We start from the raw sequence: 22880 nt of genomic DNA on the forward strand, positions 1-22880 counted from the left end.
ATGGCCTAGTTAACTCTAATCAGGCTAACACTGGCCTTGCTACACCTACCTTATGAAAGGTTACCACTACCGCTTTGCCATTCGGGGCTACTCGCATCCACTACTCTTTGACTTATCTGCACACAACCCTAGTCCAGATCTGGCATTTATGAACGAGGAGTACGACAGCGGTGCTCCTCAGTTCTTTTTCACATCTGCTCATCTGGACGAATTAAGTGAGCCAGCGCAGGTTTGGGGAAGGGCCCGGCAGTTGCTTGATATGTTCCATGGCATTTACGTACTGGCCTCTTTATCTCCCAATTCACCTTTTGGGTCAGCACGTCCGGTGCTTTATAATCTGTATGATTTATGGGCTGATAAAGGGCTCGACTCCGAAACGCCGGATGAGCCAAGTAAGCATCCTTACACGGCCACTGTGCTGGCTGAGCCAGTGCATCCGGTTTACAGCAGCGGCCCGATGAGCCAAGCCTTGCTGCTTGCCCGCACGGAGCCCGATGTGCTTACGCTATTGACCCAACTGGGCCAGGAACTGGACTTACGCACGCTCTACGCCATTGTGGATACGCTGCGCCATTATGAAAGTGACTTTGACGGTCTTCTACAGACGGCGGGCATTTCCAACGCCAAGTACAAACTGTTCACCCGCACAGCGGACAACTTCGGCGCTTCGGGCTTGCTAGCGCGTCACGGCCCTAGCAACAACCAACCGCCTGCCAATCCGATGCCATTATCCGAAGCGCAGTACTTGGTTAAGTTGTTGAGCCGGCAATATCTAACTGACCACCACGGAATCCAGTTTCCAGAGCCCATCGTGTACGAGGATGCAGGCGGCATGCTGGAAGATTTTTAGCCTTGCAATTCACTATGGGCACCACCCTCTCCTTCTTCCAGCTTAACGACGTGCATGGCTACCTGAACCTGCACCAAGAGCTGTTTTACGGGCCCACCGGCCCCGAGTACCGTCCTTGTGGGGGCTACGCCCGCATTGCCACCCTGCTGCAGCAGTGGCGCCAGCAATACCCAGAAAATCTGCTTTTCGACGGGGGCGACACGTTTCACGGCACCCGGCCGGTGGTGGATACCCAGGGCGAGATTCTGGTGCCCATCCTCAACGAGTTGAGCGTGGCCGGTATGACGGCCCACTGGGATTTTGCCTATGGACCAAACCGGCTGCGCCAGTTGGTTAAGCAGCTGAATTACCCCCTGCTGGCCGCCAATGTGTATGAGAAAGCCTCGGGCGAATTGGTGTATCCGCAGTATCAGGTCTACGAAACGGCTGGCCTGCGCGTGGGCGTCATCGGCCTGGCCTGCCCCATCGTCGACAAAACCATGCCGGCCCATTTCGGTGAGGGCCTGCGCTTCACCGATGGCACGGCGGAGCTGCCCCGCTACGTGGCCGAACTGCGCGGCCCAGAGCGCGCCGACCTGGTAGTATTGCTTTCCCACTGCGGCTTCCCGCAGGACGTAGCCCTGCTGCAGGCGCACCCCGGCGTGGACGTGTGCCTGAGCAGCCACACCCACAACCGCCTCTACGAACCCTTCCGCGCGGGCGACTGTCTGGTTATGCAGTCCGGGGCCCACGGCTCCTTTGTCGGCCGCCTCACGCTCACCGTGGAAAACGGTCGCGTCACCGCCCACGACCATGAGTTGCGGGAAGTCAGCGCGGACCTGACGCCCGACCCGGCTCTGTAGGCGCGCATCGACGCGGCCCTGCTGCCCTATGCCAGCCTGCGCGAGGTGGTGGGCGTCACCGCTACCGGGCTGCACCGGGGCACGTCGGTGGAATGCCCGGCCGACGATTTTCTGTTGGCCAGCATCCGGGCGCTGGTGCCCGCCGACCTGTACTTCTCCAACGGCTGGCGCTACGGGGCGCCCATACCTCCCGGCCCGGTGCAGCTCAACGACCTCTACGATCTGGTGCCGATGGACTCGGAGATTGAAACGGTCGAGCTCACCGGCGCGGAGTTGCGCCAGATGCTGGAGAAGAACCTGGAGAGCACCTATAGCCAGGACCCGCTGCACCAGATGGGCGGCTACGTGAAGCGGGCGCTGGGCCTGAAAGCGTACTTCAAAGCCGAGAACCCCAAGGGCAGCCGCTTGCAAACGGTGTTTATCAAAGACCAGCCCCTGGACCCGGAACGGACTTATACGGCCGCGTATATCACCTCCCAGGGCGTACCGCATCAGGTTGGCCGTAACCGCCGCAAAACCGGGCAGCACGTGGTAGCCGTTATGCGGGCCTATCTAACCCAGCACCGGCCCATGGTCGTTCATCCGCACGCGACGTTCGTAGTGGTGTAATGCCCGGGGTAGCCCGGGCTTTCGCTATACTGCTCCCGCATGCCTGAACTTTCCCCGTTACCACCCAATTACGACCAGCAGGGCCTGGCCGCGGCCCGCACCCGCATGGCCAACGAGCGCACGTTTCTCACTTATGTACGTACCAGCCTGGCTATGCTGGGCTTCGGTCTGGCCTTGATTCAACTCCATCCGGTGCGCGCGGGTTCGTTGGGCTACTGGGCGGTTGGGGCTGCCGGCGTTGTGCTGCTCACCGGGTGGCTACGCTTCCGGATGCGGCAGCGGGAAATTGAAGATTGCCGGATAGCAGTCAATGCTTCTGATACTAGCCTCCCTCATTAGCTAGTAAACTTCTCGACGCATGGCACCTGGCAACCCCTACCACCGGGGGCTGGTCCGGGGACGGTTTTCCGGAGTTGGGGGCTTGGACGCTTGCAGCAGCTGCGCCGCTTGGCGCAACTGCAATACGGCGGGGCTGGTTTTCAGCGTGCCCAGCGTATCCACCACTGCCAGAACCCTTGCGACATTCTCTTGGTTAATACCCGTCAGCGCCGGCCGGGTCAGCAACTGCTTGCTGACTTCCTGCAGTCGGGCGGCCTCCAAGCCGGCGGCGCACACGCGCAGCTCGCGGACTAGCTGCCGCGCCGCCTCGATAAAGTCCTGACGGGCTTGGTCACGGGCGGGGGAGTCACTGGGCCGCAATGGCGGGCCAGCTTGGCGCTCCTGCTCCCGGGCGGCGGCTAGCTGCCGACGCTCCACCGCGTCCTGCCCGGATTCTACCACCGTGACCCGTGGATTCTGCCGGAGCGCATCCACTGCGTCGCTGATGGCCGGCAACTGGGGTGATTGGACGGGGTAGCGCAAGGTCAGTTCCGTTAGTATTTCGCGGGCTACGCCGGACGGCTGCCGGATGGCGTGGTCGATGTGCAGGCCGATGCGCTCCAGATTCTCGCGCAGGGTGGGTAGCAGCGCCGTTTCGTCCCGGCTTTCGCGCAGCTCTACCACTAGCAGCCGCTCCCCTTGGGTCCGGGCCTCGGCCTGGGCTTGGTGCAGCTGGGCAATATTCCCGCTGCCGCTTATTTCCGGGTTGTCCCAGTGCTGCTGGCCGAAGCCGTACTGGTCCTCGTCCACGTCACCCAGCTCGCGCCGCACCACCTGCTGCAACTGGTCCTGCTTTAGATCCTGGTTCCAGTCCTTGCCCTGGCTTTTCACGAGTTCCACCCGGTGCTCGAAGGCCAGCGTCTGGCTGGCCGCCTGATTGAAGGCGTGCAGCGCCCCCGGGCTCATGGGCAGGTGAAACTGGTAGGTGTGGGCGCCCAGCTTCTGGGAGTGTATCAGCTCATCGCGCAGGGTCGGGCTCGTGGCCGGCGTACCGGGGGCTCCATTAGCCTGGCTGAACTGCTGACTCGTCTGCTCGTTGTACGCCTGCAACCGGCGGCTCAATGCCTGCACGCCGGCCGGCTGGGGCGCCATGATTTCGACGGTCAGCTGGTGCTCATGCTCGCGCACCACTTTCATCGGATTCTGGTCGCTGGCCAGGCCCGCCAAGAGCCGCGTGTCGAAATGGTGCCCCTGGGTGTCATTATCAAAGGCAGCCCGGATGGCCGGAATCTGCTCCTCGCGCAGCAGCCGCTGCAGCTCGAAAATCTTATTCTGGGTGAGCGTGCCGGCGGTGGAAGCGTAGAGGGCGCTTTCCTGGGGGTGCAGCTGCGCGTAGGACAGCGTATCCAGAGCCGACTCGCTGACTATAAGCACCGCCGCCGGCCGGCCCTCGGGCAGCCGGCTCAGCCACAATGAGCGGGAAAACTGGCTTTCCGGCGCCTGCCCCTTGAAGCCTTCGCCTTTCAGCTCCAGCCCTACCACCCGCCCTTCGTGGTAGGCCGGGAAGGCCGTGTTGACGAAGGTCTTGGGCGGCAGACCAGCCCGCTGCACGGTGTGCCGGTGGTTGAGTATGCGCCCGACGAACTGCGGGTGCCGCAGCGTAGCCTGACTGATGCCCCGCCCTTCGAGGTAGGTGGTGTCTTCCAGCGGCCGGCAGTCCTTGGTGAAGATGCTGTGGAACTTCTCGCCGGGCGCGGTTTCGGCGATGGGCGGCAAATCGAGCCGGGGCCGCTGCGGCTCGGGCAGGCTCAGGTAGGCGCGGAAGTGGTCGTTGACTGCCTGCCACAGAGTACGACCCGGCGCCTGGGTAATGCCGGCAATACGTCCCGAGCTTACCCGGTTCTTCATCCAGTCGATGATGCTGCCCTTGTCGCGGTCATCCTGGGCGTTGAAATACATCCAGTCGCCGCCCCGGCCCTTAAACACGACCAGGGTATCGTCGCCCTCGAATACATGCCACTTGCCCCGCCCCAGGTGCTCGCCTTTTTTCAGGGTGTAGCCAAAATGACTCAGCAGTTCGGGCAACTCCACCTGCTCCTTGATTTTTTGAAAAGTCAGCTCGTGTTCCATGGCTTGGGGATGGGTTAGACCGGGGGCAGCCCAGAAAAAAGAAGCCCGGAAAAGAGCTTCCGGGCTTGGGGTGAATAGATGATGGCGTGGAAGCAGTTGGCCCGCTTAGTGGCGCGGACCCCGGGTTTTCACCTGCGTCGTTTGCTCCTTGGCCGGCGTGGCCACCACCATCTTGGTAGCACCCGGTACCGTTTGCTGCACCTGCGGCGCCTGGCGCTGGATTAGCTCGTGCGAGGCGGGGCGCACCTCGATGCAGGCCTTAGCAGCATTTACCTGCACGGTGCCGTCGAATTGCCGGCCACCGTCGCCGCTGGCCATGCCGGCCAGGGCCACGACTTTGCCCTCGCGCAGGTCGTGGCTCTGCTCGGGCGTGAGCTTGACGCCGGCAATAGTATCGTGCAGCGTCACCTTGTCCTCGGGCAGAATCACCACCTTGTTCATGGCCTTGTCCACGGCTACGTAACCGTTGTAGGTGCGGCCCTGCTCGTCCTTGAGGCCGCGCAGCAGGCCGGCGTTGCCCTCGGCTTCCAGTCGTTGCCGCTGCTCGGGCGTGAAGGGCATTCCTCCAATCTCATTGGGAATCACCAGCCGGGCCTGAGGCAACTCCATTTTCAGGGTAGCCGTGCCGTCGGCTTCGCGGTGCAGCACCATCTTCCCCGCAAACCCAATGGGGTCCTGGTCCGGCCGGCCCGTCACCTGCATGGCCAGCAAGTCAGTTTGCCGCCCGCTCAGCAGCTTTTCCAGCTGCCCGCTCTGCTCCAGCATTTGCAGGGTCAGGCCCAGCGAAGCCAGCACCTGCTGCGGCACGTCGCTGGCCTGGAATGGCGGGGCACTGGGGGCCGGCGGGGCTACCACCTCGGCCGGAGCCGGCTTGCCGGCGTCGGCGACGGCCACTGCGTGGGCACCTAGGGCAGCTGGCGCCTGGTCGGGCATCACTTCCGCCTGGGCAGTCCCTGCCTTACGAAGCAGGCGCGCCTGCAAATCCTGGCGGGTTTGCTCATAGTCCACTTCCAGGTGCTGCCGGGTTTTGGGGCCGCCATTCAGATGGGCATAGAAGTTCTTCAGAAAGGCTGACGCCGGGTTGCCGCTGGTGTCAATGTCAAAAATGCTTTTCCCGTCGCGCAGCACCTGCTCGGTGGTTTTGCCCTGCTGCTGGGCCAGCTGCTGCACGCGCTGCTCGGCTGCGGCCTGCTGCCCCTGCTCCGGAACGGTTAGCGCGTGCTTGGGCACGGCCGCGAGCTGGGCGCTCAGTGCGTCCCACTGCCCGGCGCCGAAGGCCTGCCGCACCTGCTTGCTGCGCGGGGGCTCGTAGCCGTCATCGTAGCCCGCCTCCTGCCGGCGGGCGGCCGCCTGCTCCGGCTTTTCCACCACGCCCACGCCATTCCCTATCTGCCGGAAGCCCTGTAATGTCGCCTCCAGCTGACCCAGCTTGTTGGATTCGGGGTCGTAGCTGACCGCAAAGCCCCCCGTGAGTTTGCCCGCCGGGTTACGCTCGAACTGCAGCGCTCCCACGGCCACGCCGGCTTCCCGCAGTTGGTCGAGGTAAGCGCGCATTTCCAGCAACGGGGCTACCTCATCGCCCTTCTGCTGCCAGGTGATGCGCAATTCGCCCACGGGCGCTGTAGCCATTGCATCGGTAGCAGGGTCGGCAGTGGGGGCCTCCTGCCCCTCCCATACCGCTGTGGTCTGCGCCTGCGGGGCCTTGCTCGGCTGCTCATCGGGTGTCAACGCCGCAGGAGCTTTATCCCCGGCCGGCGCAACGCCTGGAGGTAGGGCCACCTCCTCGGCCTGGGGTACGGGTTGCGGCGGGGTTTGCGCCTGCCCCGTAGTCAAAGATTCGTTTGCGTCGCCGGACTTTATCTGGGGCACCGACGCTGGGGTCATCTCGTCATCTTGCTCAGCCATTGGAAAGTGGAATAGAGGAAGGAAAAAGCCACCCTGACCGCTTAGCACGGGGCCGGGCAGCCCGGAATTCGACTTGTGCAAACCTATCAGCCACCACTAGGCGCGGAGCAGAAACTTGACGAGTGGTCGGAATTGGGGGGTAAGGTGCCGGCTGGGTACACGAACGGCATCCTCAGGCAGGCCCACCACCGCACTATGAATGATCCTACTGCTCGGCCTTTTCCTTAATCAGATGGCGCAATGCTGGGTCCTGCTTGATGCGGGTCAGTTCGCGGGCGCATAGCTCTTTCACGTCCGTTTTCACCCGGTTGAAGTTGGCCTTAATCATCTCCTCGGCCTCGTCCTTGCCCGTAGTCGGATTGATGAAGCTGGTAATATCAGGGATGGGCTGGTAGCCGCTGGCTTCCGCCGCTACGGCCTTCACGTCTACCTGGATGCGGGCGTGAAACACCTTCTGGTCGATTTCCTCGCCGAAGTTGTCGGCTACCGCTCCCACGAAATTACCCTGGGTGAGGTTGGCAATGGTACTAGCTGGAATCATGCTGTCCATCTGCGTGGAAAGGCTGGTGCTCGTCTCACGCATATTGATGCTCAGGCTCTGGCGCCGCTGCAGAATCTTGCCGAACCGCTCGCTTAGCCATTTCCCGCTATTACCCGACACCTGCCCACTGAACACGTTGCCCACCGTGTTCTTGATGACCTCGGCCTCCTTCTGCCCGTAGTCGCGCTCCAGCTGCGAGAAGTCCTGGAAGCCCAGGCAGGTGCTCACCTTATTGCTGCGGGCCGTGGCAATGAGGTTATCCAGCCCCTTGAAGTAGATGGTGGGCAGCTCGTCGATGATTAGCGAGGATTTGCGCTTGCCCTTCTGGTTGACCAGCTTCACCAGCCGGGCGTTGTAGAGGCCTAGCGCGGCGCCGTAGATGGCCTGCCGCTCGGGGTTGTTGCCCACGCACAACACCTTGGGCTCCTCGTTGCTGTTGATATCGAGCGTAAAGTCGTTGCCCGACATCACCCAGTAGAGCTGGGGCGACGCCAGCCGGCTCAGCGGAATCCGGGCCGAGGCAATCTGTCCTTCCAGCTGCTCGATGGCGTCCTTCTGAAACGCCGACACGAACGGCTTGACCAGGTTCTCAATTTCCGGGTAGGAGGCCAGCACCGGGAAAATCTCCTCGTAGTCGCGGCTCAGAAACTCGATGACGTGGGGGAAGGTGCAGTACTTGCCCTTCTCGAACAGCTTCAAAAACCAGATGATGGCCGCCACGAAGTTGATGGGCGATTCTACGAAAAAGTCGCCCTGCTTCTGAATCCAGCTCTTGTTCAGGTTCAGCATGATAGTCGACGCGCTTTCGTAGGCGTCCACGATGTCGGTCATCAACTCGGGCAGCAGCGGGTTGCAGCGGTGGCTTTTGCGCGGGTTATCGAAGTTAATGACGTAGAAGCCCACCGGCCGGTCAAACTTGTCCTGGTGGCGCAGCAGCGTGTTGTAGCAGATGCGGCTCAGGTCGTCAAACTTGTAGTCGTAGATGTACATGCAGAAGCCCTTGGCTAAGTGCTGCCGGATAAACTCGTTGATGATGGCAAAGCTCTTGCCCGAGCCGGGCGTGCCCAGTACCATCGTGGCCCGGAACGGATTCACCACGTTCAGCCAGCCGCGGTGCTTCTTGCCGCGCAGCCAGTACTCGGTGCGCAGATTCACCGAGTAGTCGTTTTCCATCAGCCGCTCCTCCTGCGGGAAGCTCTCGTTTTCCTTGTTGAAGATGTCCTTCAGCAAGTCGTTGTTGAACAGCCGGCTCAGCCACGCCCCGGCGCTCAACAAGAGCAGAAAGCCAACCGTCAGCAGTCCGGCGTAAAGCACCGTCGTCATCCCCGCCCCCAGCGTCAGCCCGCGCACCATATCCGACCCGAATAGCAGCAGGAGCCCCAGCGCGGCGGAACCGGCTACCGTCCGGCCTTTGAGTTCCTGACTAGCCCGCCCCCGCGTGCCAAGGCAGCTGAGCAGCAGCAGTACCACGGCCAGGCTCTTGCTCACCCAGCTGGCTTTGAACAGAAATGTATTGCGCGTAAAGCTTTCCAGCAGGTGCTCCACCACGCCCGTCGTCCAGCCCAGAGCGCGGAAGTAGCCGAAGCAGTAGTAGTAGATGTTTACGGCCACTAGGCCGATGGCCAGCAGGCGCATAAACTCCATGATTTTCCGTAATCCTTTTTCGTCTTCCATCGCTTGAACCACTTGGTGAATCAAGCAACTTACTTTCCTGCCTGACCTCTGGCGCGGATTACTTGACGAGCGGCCGAAAGTCAGCGGTGAGGTGCACGCTCACCACACGAATGTTGACACCCCTTGCCCTGCCTACTACCTATGCCCCTTCCGGCGGGCTTGCTTCGTCCGTTCAGGCGGCGCCGGCTGAGGCAACGTGGTTGATACCTCGGGGCGGGCCTTCCGCTCAACCGCCGGCTCCATGGCCGGCTTCACGGGCGCGGCCAGGGCCTCCCGCAGCTGCGCGCCTTTGTAACCTACTTCCTGGCCCCGCAGGGCCACGCCTTCCGTTGCAAAGCTGACGCCGCGCAGCACCCCGCCCTTGTCGTGGGTGTAGCGAATTTCAATGGCCAGCTGGTGCAATTGCAACGCCAGCCATTGCTCCCCTCCCCTATCCGGCTGCTGCAGCAGCTGCGCCAGCACCTGGCTTACCCGCTGCCGCGCCGCTTCTTTGGTGGGGTCTAGTGCCTTCAAACTACGCCGCCTTTCGGGCAACGGATCCATGCCCAGCTCCTGGCTTATCTGCCGCGTGACAGCTGGCTGACGATAGAAATTATTATCCGTGCGCAACGCCGGGCCGCCGTCAATCGGCACCCGGTTCAGGTAGATGTGCACGTGAGCGTGTTGCTTATCCCGGTGCTCGTACACCACCACCTGGTGCCGGTCAATCGGGGCTCCCATCAGCTCGCAGTAGCGCTTGGCCGCCGCTACCTTTTGCGCCTGGCTCACGATCTCGCCGGCCTTCCACGACAGCACCGTATGCCACACGGGCTTCTGCACGCGCTTACTCCGCGCCGCCACGGCCTGCATATCCTGCGCCATCTCTTTCGGGCTCCCGGGAATCACATTGGATACCACTAAAAGGATCGCGTCTCCTGGCTCCTTACTCCTCCCCTGCCGCTGCCCAGCCCCGTACGTTAGCGCACCCTCAAAGTCGCTACCCGCGATGGTTTTCGCAATCATACCAAGTACCCTCTGATAATTTTAAGCGCCTCTACCAGCTGCGCCTCGTGGTTGCTAAACGACTTTCCGGCCTGGGCCAGGCGGGCAATCTGATTAAGATTAGTACCAATGCTAACCAACTGCCGCCGTAAGTCCGGCGGCACACTTTCCTTTATCTCTGCGCCCCGTCCAACATCACGCAAATACGCTGATACCTTTTTGTAACCGGCTGCCTGCGCTTGCTCTTGCAGTTCCTTTTTCTCATCCGGACTCACCCGTACATCAATGCGCAGCGTGCGCGCGGCCTCGGTAGTTGTTTCGTCTGGCTTTTCTTCTTCCATGAGCTGTTTACTACACTTGATGATGAATAGGCTACCAAAAATCAGCTGCAAACCTATTACGTAAATCTAAGCAGCTAAAGTTAGCAAGCCAAGCCCTGTGAGCCTGCGAATATGGCGGTGTCATTGAAACGGGCAAGCGCATTTTGTCCGGACAATGACATGGCTTGCTTATCGATGAACGACTGGATTGAACGAGAACGTTGGTCGGGGCTAGGATTAAGGTTTTGATGCTTCTTAGCTTCATTGTTTCAGTGCTTCAACGAAGCATAAAAGAGTGTAGCAAAGTGCAGTATCGGCGGGCTCAAGCCCATGAACACATCTTAAGTACTATATGCCGTGATAACACTTCAAGGAAGCAGCGCTTCAATGCTTCAGAGCATCAAACAGGTGCCAGCGTATAATTTAATTAATCATGATTATTGCTTCTATGCTTCAGCGCTTCAATACTTCGTAAATAAATAGTTATTTTTTTTGCTTCAATGCTTCATTATATCTATGCTTCATATAGCATGTGCTTTTATGCTTCAGTGCATCAACAATTCATTGATTATATGCTTCAATGAGTCTATGCTTCTGATAGTGTATGCTTCAATGCTTCATCAAGACATTGAAGCAATGTTACAATGAAATCTCGTTTCTGCACTTCGGTAATTCAATGAAGCTGTATATCTTTGAGGCAGCGCTTCTTTGTTTCAAGAACTCATTTATTTGACAAAGCAGTGAATCATCGATACATTGCTTCATCGCTTCGCAACTTCAACGCTTCATGTATTTTTAGGAGGCGATGACGTATTGAAGCAAAGAAGCATCGCTTCATAGATATAGTGAAGCATCTCTAACGCCTACCAACTTTTTAAACCCCTTCACCCAATGATGAATACTCGGGTAATTGCCTTTGCCACTCAGAAGGGTGGAGCTGGCAAATCCACCATCGGCACGCATGTCGCCTCGGCGCTATGCTACCTTTACGGTTACAAAGTGGCGATGCTTGACTGCGACTATCCGCAGAACACCCTGCACGCCTACCGCAACCACGAGCAGCAGCTTCTGCAATCCGACGTGGCTTTTCAGGAGCGGCTCATCAAGCAAGGGGTAACGCCGTACCCGATTGCCATCTCGAGCGTGGAAAAGGCCGTAGAGGCGATTGACACCCTGGCCGAGAAAGAGTTCGATTTTATCCTGGTGGATACACCCGGTACGGTCAACGTCGTGGGGTTGAGCGAGCTGCTGGAGCGGGTGGACTACATCTTCCTGCCTATGGAGCCGGACATGGGCACCATTGCCTCCACGATGTCCTACATGCACATCCTGGGCAACTTCACCCATGAGCAGCGCCCGGAATCCAACCTGGCAGGCTTTTACGCCTTCTGGAACAAATTCCTCAAGGCGGAGAAACGGACGGTTTACACGAAGACCGCCGAGCTGTTTCGTGAAAAGGGCTACCCGCTGCTCAACAGCCGGGTAGAGTCGCTGGTCAGCATCAAGGACAAGCGCTCCACCATGTTTCCAATGCCGGAAAAGGAGCTGGGCAAACTCGGCCTGGGCAGCCTCATTACCGAGATTCTGGAGTTAGTGCTCGGCAAGGGCGCGGTTACCCCCTCGGGCAAAACCATCAACTTCACGCCCACGGAATTTGAGCAGCCCGCCCCCGCTGCCCTTGAAACCCTCGACGACAACGCTAACTAACGCCCGCTCCCATGGCCAAGAAAACACCCGAATCCAAAGAAGCCGCGGCCGAGCGGCGCCAGCGTGAATTAGCGGCCCTGACCTCGGGCGTCGCCGCGTTCAGCCTGATGGGCGACGCGCCCCGGCCAGAGGCACTCGCGCCAGCTCCTGCCCAAGCACCCACCCCTGCAGCTCCGGAAACTCTTGCGGCGCCGGCTACTCCTCCTGTTGCCGTAACCCTACGGCCAGCTGCAGCAAAGGAACCCGCGGGAAAAAAGGCGGCACCTGCCCCAGAGGTGGCGGCCGTACCTGCGGCCCCCGTTCAGGCAATAGAACCCGCAGCAACGGTTCCGGTAGGGGAGAAGCCCCGCGCGGCCGTCCCCGCACCAGTGCCTTCCCCAGCTCCGGCTAGGGCCCCGGAAGAGGATGACGAAGCAGAAACCGATGATGAGCTACCCACCCCTGCGCCGGTCATGGCAGGGGGAGGGGAGCTTGACCTGGCGCAGCTGTTTGTGCCGTCGGCGGAAAAGAAGACGACTACCCTGCGCATCACGGCCGACCACCAGCAGTATTTCACCCAGCTCGGCTTTATCCTGGGCGGGGGAGCGTCGGCTCCGGATATCATTCATAACATTCTGAATCGCTTTCGTCAGGAGCACGAGGCCCAGCTGCAGAAAGCAATGAAAAAGCAGATTCGCCAGATGATGGCACCCAAAAAATAGGGCGTACTGGTATCCCAGGACGTTTGCACACGTATAGCGGCCGGCTCACCTTCTCTGGTTGAGCTGGCCGTTCCGTTTCCCGCTCTGGCCTTTTCCCAATACTCCACTTAGCGGTGGGGTAGGGGAGGGGGCTCAACTACCAACCCGCTATGTCTACACAACTGTTCTCTCCATTAAGACCTTACCCGAAATCCGTTACCGCGTGAAGGGCGGTGCTATCGGGGCCGTGCTCGGCCTGCTACTGGTCAGCCCCGGCGCCTGGGCCAATACCCGGACACCATCTTCCAATAGGGCACCCAAGACGCCGCAAACTATCGACTCGCTGCGGGCCTTGGTGCGCCACGCCCCGCTGCCGGACTCCGTGCGCTTGCAGGCGCTGCTGGCTTTAAGCGACAGGCTATTTGCCCAGGATGTGGCCGAAGCTCGCCGGGTAGGAGAGCAGGCCGTAACCTTTGCCCGGCGCCGGCGAGACTGGTCAGGGGCAACTGACGCCCTGTACCAGCTGGTGGTAAACTGCGAGCGGGCGGCTGACTATGCGGCGGCCATGCGCTACAGTCAGCAGGGCGTCGAGCTGACCCGCGCCCATCTTCCCGGCGAGCAGTGGCGCTTTATCCAGACCATGGGGCTGGTGGCCGTAGCCACCAAGGACGGGGCCGCCGGCCTGCGCTACCTGCGTCAGGCCTACCGGCAGCAGGCCGCCACGGCGGCCGTAGCAGCCGGGGAGCGGGGCAATTTGCTGCTCCACCTGGCGGACACCCACCTAGCACTCCGCCAGCCCGACTCTACCCTGTACTACGCGTCACGGGCACTGCCGCAGTTGCGCCACGCCGCGGACGGCCAGGGGCTGGGGCGGGTCTATCAGCTGCGCGGGGCCATCTACGCCGAACGCCAGCCGGTCTCGCGCCGCAGTCTGCAGGCGGCCGCCGTGGAGCTACAACGTGCCCTGAGCGTGTTTCAGCGCTATGACCAGGAGGCCGATGCTGCCCGCGCGGCCCTGGCCCTGGCGCGGGTTCGCCGGCTGCAGGGCCGCCCCAGGACGGCTCAGCAAATGGCCGAGCGGGCATTGCGCCTGGCCCGGGCGGGTAGGATGCCCGATGACGAGGCCGACGCCCTATCCAGTCTGGCCCGGGCCTACGCCGACCAGAAACGCCCCCGCCGGGCCGACGAGTTCGACGCCCGGTCCCAAACTCTGCGGGACTCCCTTTTCAATGAGAACAAGGCCCGGGAACTGGCCCAGCTGCAGGTGCGCTACGACGTGCAGCTGCTCACCGAGCAGAAGAAGGCGGCCGAGTTCGAGCAGCGTAGCCAGCGGGCCCAGCTGCACTCGCTCTGGCTGCTGCTGGGTGGCCTGGCCACGACCATCGGCGTGGGCGGCGGCCTCTACTGGCGGCTGCGGCGGCAGAAAGCCCTGCTGGCCCTGGCCAATGAGGCCAACAGCCAAGCCGTGGTCGAGAAGGAGGTGCTGCTGCAGGAAATCCACCACCGCGTCAAAAACAACCTGCAGCTGGTCAGCAGCCTGCTGGCCTGGCAGGGTAGTGTTTTGCCAAATCCCGTGTTGCAGCAGGCCCTGGCCAGCTCCCGGGCCCGTATCCAGAGCATGGCCCTGGTGCACGAGTTCCTGTACCGGGCCGACAATCTCTCGCAGGTGCGCATGGACGAGTACCTGAGCGAGTTGCTGGATTCCCTGCACCGCTCGCTTACCACGCCCCGGCAGCGCATTCAGGTGAGCAGCCGCCTGGCGCCGCTGGTGATGGATCCCAAGGAGGCCAGTGCCCTGGGACTGGTCGTCAACGAGTTGGTGACCAACGCGTACAAGCACGCCTTTCAGGGCCGCGACCAGGGTGAACTGGCCGTTATCCTGGAAAAAAGTGAGGCCGGCTTTCGGCTTGCGGTTCAGGACGATGGGGCAGGAGCGAGCGTAGACGAGGCGGCGGCGACCAGCACCCAGGAAACTCATTCGCTGGGGCTGGAGTTGGTTAACACGCTGGCTCGACAGTTAAAAGCCAGCGTATCGACTGTTCCTAATCTACCCACGGGCACCCGGGTAGTGGTGGCCAGCACCTAGGTTGGCCGCTCACCGGGCCCTAAACCGATGCTATGGCCACTATCCTCATCGTGGAAGACGAACTGCTGATTGCCGCCGAGATTGAGCGCACCCTACTCCGGCTGGGCCACGTGCCCCTGCCGCCCGTGGAAAGCAGCGACGAGGCGCTGCAGGTGCTGGCCACCCAGCCCGTGGAGCTGGTGCTGATGGACATCAACATTGCCGGGGACTGCGACGGCATCGCGGCCGCGCTGCTCGTGCGGCGGCAGTTTGCCGTGCCGGTGGTGTTTCTGACGGCCCGCTCCGACTCGGCTACCCTGAACCGGGCCAAGCTGGCCCAGCCCTACGGCTTTCTGGTTAAGCCCTTCACCGATGACTCGCTGCGGGTGCAGATTGAGCTGGCCCTGTTCAACGCCTACCAGGCCGGGCCGGTAGGACCGGTGCTGGACCCGGCCGATGCCGGCACAGAGGTGCTGGGCCCCGCCGAGCGCTGCCCCAAGTTCAAGGACTACCTGTTCGTGCGCAAGGGCTCGGGCCACGTGAAGGTGCTGCTCGGCGACATTCTCTACTTCGAGGCCCTGCAGAACTACGTGCGCCTGCACACGGTGCGGGAGCGATTCGTGTTTGACTCCACCCTCAAGGAGCTGGAGCAAAAGCTGCCCGACCAGTTCCTGAAGACCCACCGCTCCCACATCGTCAACCTGGACCACGTGCAGGCCTACGAGGAAAGCAGCGTGCTGCTGGGCACGGAGTACGTGCCCGTAAGCCGGTCCTGCAAGGATGAACTCAAGAACCGCATTCACTTGCTGGGGTAACGGTTGGATTGGTGCGTCGATGTCCCGGCAGGCCATGCACCACCCTGCCTCAAGCCGCAAACTGGGCGCGGGCCCGCTGCCGAAACGCCACGGGGGAGTAGCCGGTTTTTTGCCTGAACAGCCGGCTGAAGTATGATGGGCTCTCAAAACCCAGGGCAAAGGCTATTTCGCGGACGCTGAGCCGCGTGCTCAGCAGCAGGCCCCGTGCTTTTTCGAGCAGCGCCTGATGCAGGTATTGCTGCGCATTCTGCCCCGTATGCACGCGCATCACGTCGCCCAGGTAAGCTGGCGATACGTGCAGGGCTTCCGCGAACTGCTGCACGGTCGGTAGCGGCTGCTCACCCAGGTTTTCCAGATACCGGGTCAGCAGCGCCTCAAAGCGGCTGAGCAGGTCAGGGCCGCCGGCTGGCGGAACCGGAAACTGGCGGTGGTAGAATCGACTGGCGTATTGCAGCACCACGCCCAACTGCGCCTGCAACAGCGGCGTGCTAAACGCGTCGGTGGGCTGCTCCGTTTCCTGACGAAGCCCCTGCACAGCGTACAGCAGCTGGGCTTCCTCACTGGTCGTGAGCGAGAGCGCCTGCTGCACACGATACGCGAAAAACGGGTAACTGCCCATGCCCACTGGCGACCGGGGTAGCAGATCGGGGTGAAACACTACCAACCAGCCCTGCGGGGGCGCAGCCGCCTCGGCGGGGCACAGCTGCACGGGCTGGCCGGGCGCATAAAACCCCAGCACGCCCCGCTGGTAGTCGTAGGCCTGTTGCCCGTAGGGAAGCTGGCCGTGAAAGTGGCGCTTCAGTAGCATCAGGTAGAGATGCCGCAGAGCCGGCCTGGCGGGAAACTGGGTGAGCGGATACTGCGCCAAATCGATAACAGCCATCTGAGGATGGGCGGGCGTGGCAAAGCCGTAGTGCCGGGTGAAGTCGGCAACAGTGGCAAGCTCGGTAAACGGGTCAGCGGCGGAAATCTTCATCAGACGTGGGTACAGGACGTAAGCAGCCCGTGTGTTGACTTAACTACCACCTCCGGAACTAGGTTTATGTTCCTGCGGCGCGCTGAAATAACCCCGGAATTACCGGAGCGTATCCAACTCGTGCATATCCTGCGCAGTCAGGTGTAGGCCCGTGGCCCGCAGGTTATCGCGCAGATGCACTAGGCTGGTCGTACCCGGAATGGGTATAATGTTCGGGGCGTGGTGCAGTAGCCAGCTCAGCGCCACCTGCCGCACCGTCACCTGATGCCGGGCGGCTACCTGCTCCGCGACGCCCGTGGAAGGCATTTGTCCCCCGCCAATGGGAAAGTAGGGAATAAAGGCAATGCCCTGGGCCCGGCAATATTCCAGTACGGGTTCCGACGAGCGGTCGAACAGGCTGTAGCGGTTCTGCACCGACGCCACCGGAAAATGTTGCTGGGCCAGTTGGATATCCTCTACGGAAACTTCCGACAAGCCAACGTGCCGTATCAGTCCCTGCCGACGGGCCTCAGCCAGAAAGCTGAACGTGCGCTCCGCCGGCACCCGGGGGTCGAGGCGGTGGAGCTGGTACAAGTCGAGGCGTTCCAGCCGCAGCCGACGCAGACTGCCGGTCAGGGCCTCGTGCAGGTGCTGGGGAGTACCATCAAGCAGGGTACCCTCTCGGCCGGGCATGAAGGTGACCACGCCGCCCTTGGTACCGATAACCAACCCGGGCGGGTAGGGGTGCAGGGCCTCCGCAATCAACTCCTCCGACACAAAAGGCCCGTACATATCGGCCGTGTCAATGAAGTTGACACCTAGTTCCACTACCTGGCGCAGCAGGGCCAGCACGGCAGCCCGGTCGACAGGCGGACCCCAGAGACCGGGTCCGGTGATGCGCATGGCTCCGTAGCCAAGACGGTTGAGGGGAAGGTCGCCACCCAGCAGAAATGTGGGGGCGGGCAGTTGATGGGTTGTCATAAAAAATCAAAGAGAGAAAAGAAAAAATCCACCGGTGCTATCCGGCATCGGCCTGCGCCAACGGAATGGCAGTTGGGGCCGCATCAGGGGGGGGCATTGGCCCCTGAGCCCATTCCGCCTTATCGGCAGTCTACCCGGCCCAGCGGCTCGGCTTCTGCGTGCAGGGCGGCGCAGGCCCGTGGCCAGGCCGGGTCTTCGGGGTATAGGGCGCTGCGCAGGTAGGCCCCGGTCAGGTGCTGCAGCAGGGCTACCCGGGCCGGGTGCTCATCGGTTGTCTCCCGCGACTCATAGCCCGGAATGCCGCCCAGGGAGTGTTCGGCCCCGAATAGCGTAAGCAGGCAGCCGGGCCCGCTACTCAGGGCATACGCATCGGCCCGCCAGTCGTAGCCCCGCGTGGTCATGCGCGACACGTCCCGGTCGCCTACTACCACCAGAGTGGGGGTCGTCATGGGGGCAAAGTCAGGATGCAAAAAAGGAAATTGTGCCGCCGTGGCGGGAGTCAGGTCGGCCCCACCACGGCCGGGGGCCGCCAGCAGAACACCGGCCCGAATGCGGGCGTCAGCCAGGTTCACCGTCTGCCCGCTCACGGGGTCGGGCAGTTGCGCGCCCAGCAGCATGCCAGCCGTCTGCGCCCCCCAGGAATGCCCTGCCACGGCAATGCGCTGCGGATCGAGCCGCCCCTGCAGATGCGGTACGGCCGCCATCACCTGGTCGAGCTGGTCGAGAATGCCCAGCAGGTCTTCTGCCCGCAACCGCCAGAGCAGGGACCGGCGCGGGTCGGTGGAGGCCAGGCCGAGTGTCCGTGAATCCAGGTGGGTGGGCTGAATCACGACAAAACCCTGCGCGGCCCAGCCGTGCACGAGCGGACCGTAAGCGTCGGCCGAGGAACCATTGCCGTGGGAAAACAGGATAACGGGCAAGTTACTACCGGTGGCGGGGATGACACCCGAACCGTTAGCTGTTGGCCCCGCCCTGGGGCAGCCAGCCTGATTGGGCTGATGGACACCACGGCCTGGTTTACACTTGCGGCCGGTGGCTCGAAAGCGTTGACTTGTTCATTCATTCGGTTACTTTCTGTACGAGGATAATCTGCCTGTTCGCTGGCAGGCGGTAGTATGCAAAGGTCGATAGGGGGGTATCGGCAGGCGTTGCCCATATTCCGGTTAGTCTAGCACAAATTGTAGCCCATAGGTCCGCCCAAGACCCGGTTCCGGGAATGGTCAGGTTCTCAGGAAGCAGCCGGAGGAAGGCTATTCGGCGCGAAAACGGCCAGGAAAGGTCATCCACTCGTGTAGAGTCGGTGCACCTCACCATCCGATTTTAACCGTTCGTCAACTTTCTACTAATCGGGTTTCGGGGCCGGATAGGTTTGCACAAGTCAAACCTGCGGGTTTGGCACGTCCACGCTCGGGTCGGCCGACCCGGGGTGCCACGCTTATTTGCTGCCGATGCTCAGCGCTTATTCCTGGAGCCAGTTTGGCCTGTTTATGCTGGTCGTGGTTCTGCTCTACTATCTGGTGGTCGGACTGCTCTACTACCGCACCGAACTTGCCTCACTGCTTACGAACAGTAAGCTCGGCGCGAGCCGCCCCCTGGCCACCGTAGCGGCTCCGCCCGCCCTGGTGCGACCGACATCGGCCTTTGCGCCGACCCAGCCGGCGGCAACCGCAGCAGCTCCGCAAGCCCCGGCCGCGGAGGAAGGTGCCGCTGAGAACCTACCCCCCGCCACCGAATCGGTAATGGAAGGCCAGTTGCCGGCCTCCACCGCCACGGCCACCGGCCAGGACCAGAGCGCCGACGACAGCACGCCGCTGGATGCTGCTGTGGCCTCAGCCGAAGAACAGGCCGCGGCGCAGGACCAGACCCGGACTGAAGCTCCCGACCAGGCCGATGAGCGCCTGGCCGAGCTGGTGCGGCGCGAGGCCAATGCCGAGGTGAACCCACCGGCAGCCGCTGACCACCAACCTGACGAACTCCTTGACGCCGAGCCTGCACTTCAGCAGCGGCTGCCGGAGGGCTACGAGCCGCTGGCTTCATTCGAGGAGCCGGTCGCATCCCCGCTGGACATCCTCACCGCCGGGCCCGCGCCGCAGCTGGTGGCCGCCGAATCAGTCAGCGAGTACATCGCCCTGCTGCAGGCGGGGCAGAACCCGCCCGCTCCGGCCGGCCTGCAGGGCAGCTGCCTAGCCGGGCAAATGGCCCAGCACCTGGAAGAGTATCAAGCCGAGCTGGCGGCCCTCTTCGGCGCCGACGAGTTGTAGTGCCCGGCCCGCCCATCCCTTACGTCTCATTCTTTCCCCTTCGTATGAACCAGAAGCGTTTTAGTACCTCGCTGGCCATCCTGGCCCTGCTCCTTAGCTCGCACCTGCTCTATGCCCAGACCGGGGGCGGCAACGGCACGGCCGGTATCCAGGATGCTACTACCCAGGTCACCAGTTACTTCGACCCGCTCACCAAGCTCATGTACGCCATTGGGGCGGTGCTGGGCCTGGTCGGCGCCATCAAGGTGTACAGCAAATGGAACTCCGGCGACCAGGACACCCAGAAAACGGCCGTGTCGTGGTTTGGCTCGATGATTTTCTTGGTCATCGTGGCCACGGTGGTGCGCTCCTTCTTCCTGTAAGCCCCTAGGACATGCCCGTCTACGACCTGAACCGGGGCATCAACAAACCCGTCGAATTCAAGGGGCTGGTGGGCAGCAACATCTACTTTTTGGTGGCCGGCACCGGGCTGGTGTTTGCCCTGTTCGTGACCTGCTACCTGGCGGGCGTGCCGCTGGTACCCACCGTGCTGCTCACCTTTTTGGCCGGGGGCGGCATGTGGGCCGGGGTTTTCGCCCTAAACCGCCGCTTCGGCGAGCATGGGCTGATGAAAGCTGCCGCCCGCCGCGCCGCGCCCCGCTACATCACCAACCGGCACAGCCGCCTTTTCCAACGCCTCAACCAGGACCCGCCCGGCCGCGCGTAGCGGCCGGTGCGAGTGCTTTTCCCCCTGCCCATGAGCAATAAGGTTCTGCCCTCCGTTTCCCTGGAATCCAAGCAGCCCATCTACAAGGTGGAAAAGGACTGCCTCGTCTCGAAAAACGCGGACGTGACGGTGGCGTTCCGCCTGGAGCTGCCGGAAATCTTCACCCTCTCGCGCGAGGACTACGCCCAGCTGCAGGCGGCTTTTGTGAAGGCTGTGCGCCTGCTGCCCGACCACTGCGTGGTGCACAAGCAGGACTGGTACGTGGAAGACAAGTACGCCCCGGGCTTCGAGGCCGAGCGCACGCTGCTTTCCGCTGCCTACGAGCGGCACTTCAACGAGCGTCCGTTCCTGAACCACTTCTGCTACCTCTACATCACCAAAACCTCGTCGGAGCGGCCCAACTGGGGCAGCACCTCGGGGCTGCTGGCCCGCCGCCACATCGTGCCCAAGGACATGCTCGACACGAAGGTGCTGGAAAGCTTCCTGGACAGCGTGGGCCAGTTCGTGCGCACGCTGGAAGGGGTGGGGCCTACCAACGCCCCCTTTATCCGCTCGCACCGGCTTACCTCCGATGAGCTGGCCGGCACCCAGGAAAAGGCCGGGCTGCTGGAAAAGTACCTCTCGCTGGACCTCTCCGACCAGGCCCTGCAGGTGGACCTGGATTTGACCAATGGGCTGAAGGTAGGGCAGGAGTTCTGCCAGATGTTCTCGGTGGCCAACCTCGATGACCTGCCCACCGCGGTGGAAACCGACATCCGCTACGAGGCCTACAGCACCGAGTACTCGGATTTTCCCATCTCGTTTGCCGCACCGCTGGGGCTGCTGCTGGGTACCAGTCACATCCTGAACCAGTACGTGTTTCTGGATAACACCCAGAAAACGGTGAAAACCTTCGAGCAGAAGAAGGACCGGCTCACCTCCCTCTCGCTCTACTCCCGGCAGAACGCCATCAACGTGGAGTACTACCACGCCTTTCTCAACGAGCTACTAACCCACAAGCGCCGCCCGGTGCGGGTGCATTGCAACGTGCTGACCTGGGGTAGGAGCGAGGAGGAACTGACGGAGGTGCGCAAGCTGGTCAATGCTGCCTTCAACCAGATGAACTGCAAGCCCCGGCAGAACACCGTGGACATTGCCGCGCTCTACTGGGGCGGCATTCCGGGCAATGCCGGCGACTTTCCCGCGGAGGAAACCTTCTACACTTTCATTGAGCAAGCCGTCTGCTTCTGGGCTTCGGAAACCAACTACCGCTCCACCGGCGCCACCAAGGGCATCAAGCTCTCCGACCGCCTCACCGGCAAGCCCGTGCTGGTGGACATCTCCGACGAGCCGATGAAGCGGCAGGTCATCTTCAACCGCAACAAGTTTGTGCTGGGTCCCTCGGGCTCGGGCAAGTCGTTTTTCACCAACCACATGGTGCGCCAGTACTACGAGCAGGGCGCCCACGTGCTGCTGGTGGATACCGGCAACTCCTACAAAGGCCTCTGCGAGCTGGTGGGCGGGGTGTACTTCACCTACGAGGAGGATGCCCCCATTGCCTTCAACCCCTTCCTGATTTCGGGCAAGCTCGACGTGGAGAAGAAGGAAAGCATCAAAACGCTGCTGCAGGCGCTCTGGAAGAAAGACGACGAAGCGGTCAGTCAGTCCGAGTACGTGTCGCTCTCCACGGCCGTGAGCCTGTATTACGTGATGCTTGAAGCCAACCCGGCTATTCAGCCCAGCTTCAACACGTTCTACGAGTTTGTGAAGGGCACCTACCGCAGGGTGCTGGAGGAGGAGAAGGTGCGCGAGAAGGACTTCGACATCGACAACTTCCTCTACGTGCTCGGGCCCTACTACCGGGGCGGCGAGTACGATTACCTGCTCAACTCCGATAAGGAGCTGGACCTGGTGCAGGCCCCGTTCATCGTCTTCGAGCTCGATAACATCAAGGACCACCCCATCCTGTTTCCGGTGGTCACGCTCATTATCATGGAAACCTTCATCTCCAAGATGCGCAAGCTCAAGGGGGTACGGAAGATGATTCTGATTGAGGAGGCCTGGAAGGCGCTAACCACGCCCGGCATGGCCGCCTACATCAAGTACCTCTTTAAGACGGTGCGCAAGTTCTTCGGCGAGGCCATCGTGGTCACGCAGGAAATCGACGACATCATCGGCAACGAGATTGTCAAGGACGCCATCATCAACAACTCGGACTGCAAGATTCTGCTCGACCAGCGCAAGTTCATCAACCGCTTCGAGGAGATTCAGGCCCTGCTCTCGCTCACGCCCAAGGAAAAAGACCTGGTGCTGAGCATCAACCGCGACAACCAGCCCGCGCGCGGCCGCTACACCGAGGTGTTCATCTCGCTGGGCGGGGTCGTGTCGAAGGTGTACGCCATCGAGGTGTCGAAGGAAGAATACGTGACCTACACCACCGAGGAAACCGAGAAAGTGCGGCTGTTCGAGAAGCTGCGCCAGACCGGCGACATGCCCACGGCCATCAAGCTCTTCGCGGCCGAGCTGCGCGAAGGGTAGGGGGCTTCACCATCAACAAAAGG

Annotated in this window: 20 protein-coding genes; 12 read left to right on the plus strand and 8 right to left on the minus strand. The window is 61.8% G+C overall.

The window, feature by feature from the left end; genetic code table 11:
• Positions 1 to 52: 52 nt before the first annotated feature.
• From ACN19L_RS20765 to ACN19L_RS20780, 4 genes are read left to right on the plus strand one after another with little or no spacing between them, the layout of a single operon-like run.
• Positions 53 to 850, plus strand: a complete 798-nt coding sequence (locus tag ACN19L_RS20765; protein WP_135435236.1) for a hypothetical protein — start codon at positions 53 to 55, stop codon at positions 848 to 850.
• A 14-nt stretch (positions 851 to 864) separates the two neighbouring features.
• Entirely contained in the window at positions 865 to 1692 is an 828-nt protein-coding gene (locus ACN19L_RS20770; protein ID WP_426491333.1) for a metallophosphoesterase, read from the plus strand.
• Between the two features lie 48 nt (positions 1693 to 1740).
• A complete protein-coding gene (locus tag ACN19L_RS20775) occupies positions 1741 to 2301 on the plus strand; it encodes a 5'-nucleotidase C-terminal domain-containing protein (protein WP_426491334.1) in 561 nt (186 codons plus the stop codon).
• Between the two features lie 39 nt (positions 2302 to 2340).
• Positions 2341 to 2640 carry a YidH family protein gene (locus ACN19L_RS20780; protein WP_426491335.1) on the plus strand — a complete coding sequence of 100 codons (300 nt, stop codon included), beginning with the start codon at positions 2341 to 2343 and terminating at the stop codon, positions 2638 to 2640.
• Positions 2641 to 2676: 36 nt separating this feature from the next.
• Here ACN19L_RS20780 and ACN19L_RS20785 read toward each other — a convergent pair whose 3' ends face one another.
• From ACN19L_RS20785 to ACN19L_RS20805, 5 genes are all read right to left on the minus strand, one after another.
• Positions 2677 to 4749: a toprim domain-containing protein gene (locus ACN19L_RS20785; RefSeq protein WP_426491336.1), complete on the minus strand. Its 2073-nt coding sequence runs from the start codon at positions 4747 to 4749 to the stop codon at positions 2677 to 2679.
• A 105-nt stretch (positions 4750 to 4854) separates the two neighbouring features.
• The gene (locus ACN19L_RS20790) at positions 4855 to 6654 is read right to left on the minus strand and encodes a DUF3945 domain-containing protein (protein ID WP_426491337.1); all 1800 of its coding nucleotides are present in this window, start codon (positions 6652 to 6654) and stop codon (positions 4855 to 4857) included.
• A gap of 205 nt (positions 6655 to 6859) precedes the next feature.
• Positions 6860 to 8869, minus strand: a complete 2010-nt coding sequence (gene mobC, locus ACN19L_RS20795) for a conjugal transfer protein MobC (RefSeq protein ID WP_426491338.1) — start codon at positions 8867 to 8869, stop codon at positions 6860 to 6862.
• Positions 8870 to 9004: 135 nt separating this feature from the next.
• Entirely contained in the window at positions 9005 to 9871 is an 867-nt protein-coding gene (locus ACN19L_RS20800) for a relaxase/mobilization nuclease domain-containing protein (RefSeq protein ID WP_426491339.1), read from the minus strand.
• On the minus strand, positions 9868 to 10242 hold the full coding sequence (locus ACN19L_RS20805) for a plasmid mobilization protein (protein ID WP_426491340.1): 375 nt from the start codon (positions 10240 to 10242) through the stop codon (positions 9868 to 9870). The genes ACN19L_RS20800 and ACN19L_RS20805 overlap by 4 nt, the downstream gene beginning before the upstream one ends.
• Positions 10243 to 11061: 819 nt before the next feature.
• Here ACN19L_RS20805 and ACN19L_RS20810 point away from each other — a divergent pair.
• The 4 genes from ACN19L_RS20810 to ACN19L_RS20825 all read left to right on the plus strand — a co-directional run bounded on the left by ACN19L_RS20810 (position 11062) and on the right by ACN19L_RS20825 (position 15437).
• Entirely contained in the window at positions 11062 to 11877 is an 816-nt protein-coding gene (locus ACN19L_RS20810) for a ParA family protein (protein ID WP_426491341.1), read from the plus strand.
• An 11-nt stretch (positions 11878 to 11888) separates the two neighbouring features.
• Positions 11889 to 12578, plus strand: a complete 690-nt coding sequence (locus ACN19L_RS20815; protein ID WP_426491342.1) for a hypothetical protein — start codon at positions 11889 to 11891, stop codon at positions 12576 to 12578.
• Between the two features lie 202 nt (positions 12579 to 12780).
• Entirely contained in the window at positions 12781 to 14643 is a 1863-nt protein-coding gene (locus ACN19L_RS20820; RefSeq protein WP_426491343.1) for a sensor histidine kinase, read from the plus strand.
• 32 nt (positions 14644 to 14675) lie between these two features.
• Positions 14676 to 15437, plus strand: coding sequence for a LytR/AlgR family response regulator transcription factor (locus tag ACN19L_RS20825; protein ID WP_426491344.1), 762 nt, complete (start codon positions 14676 to 14678; stop codon positions 15435 to 15437).
• 49 nt (positions 15438 to 15486) lie between these two features.
• Here the strand turns inward: ACN19L_RS20825 and ACN19L_RS20830 are convergent, their stop codons facing one another.
• The 3 genes from ACN19L_RS20830 to ACN19L_RS20840 form a co-directional block, all read right to left on the minus strand.
• On the minus strand, positions 15487 to 16413 hold the full coding sequence (locus ACN19L_RS20830) for a helix-turn-helix domain-containing protein (protein ID WP_426491345.1): 927 nt from the start codon (positions 16411 to 16413) through the stop codon (positions 15487 to 15489).
• Positions 16414 to 16512: 99 nt separating this feature from the next.
• Positions 16513 to 17373: an aldo/keto reductase gene (locus tag ACN19L_RS20835; RefSeq protein ID WP_426491346.1), complete on the minus strand. Its 861-nt coding sequence runs from the start codon at positions 17371 to 17373 to the stop codon at positions 16513 to 16515.
• Between the two features lie 119 nt (positions 17374 to 17492).
• The gene (locus tag ACN19L_RS20840; protein WP_426491347.1) at positions 17493 to 18293 is read right to left on the minus strand and encodes an alpha/beta hydrolase family protein; all 801 of its coding nucleotides are present in this window, start codon (positions 18291 to 18293) and stop codon (positions 17493 to 17495) included.
• Between the two features lie 528 nt (positions 18294 to 18821).
• Here ACN19L_RS20840 and ACN19L_RS20845 point away from each other — a divergent pair.
• Genes ACN19L_RS20845 through ACN19L_RS20860 form a run of 4 tightly spaced genes read left to right on the plus strand, consistent with a single transcriptional unit; the run spans position 18822 to position 22857 of the window.
• The gene (locus ACN19L_RS20845; protein WP_426491348.1) at positions 18822 to 19634 is read left to right on the plus strand and encodes a hypothetical protein; all 813 of its coding nucleotides are present in this window, start codon (positions 18822 to 18824) and stop codon (positions 19632 to 19634) included.
• Between the two features lie 44 nt (positions 19635 to 19678).
• Positions 19679 to 19996 (plus strand): DUF4134 domain-containing protein, encoded by a 318-nt coding sequence (locus tag ACN19L_RS20850; RefSeq protein WP_073285643.1) that lies wholly within the window; start codon positions 19679 to 19681, stop codon positions 19994 to 19996.
• Positions 19997 to 20007: 11 nt separating this feature from the next.
• Entirely contained in the window at positions 20008 to 20340 is a 333-nt protein-coding gene (locus ACN19L_RS20855; RefSeq protein WP_426491349.1) for a DUF4133 domain-containing protein, read from the plus strand.
• A 30-nt stretch (positions 20341 to 20370) separates the two neighbouring features.
• On the plus strand, positions 20371 to 22857 hold the full coding sequence (locus ACN19L_RS20860; RefSeq protein WP_426491350.1) for a TraG family conjugative transposon ATPase: 2487 nt from the start codon (positions 20371 to 20373) through the stop codon (positions 22855 to 22857).
• Positions 22858 to 22880 lie beyond the last annotated feature (23 nt).

Source organism: Hymenobacter sp. 102, from assembly GCF_049949205.1.
Classification (GTDB): Bacteria; Bacteroidota; Bacteroidia; order Cytophagales; family Hymenobacteraceae; genus Hymenobacter.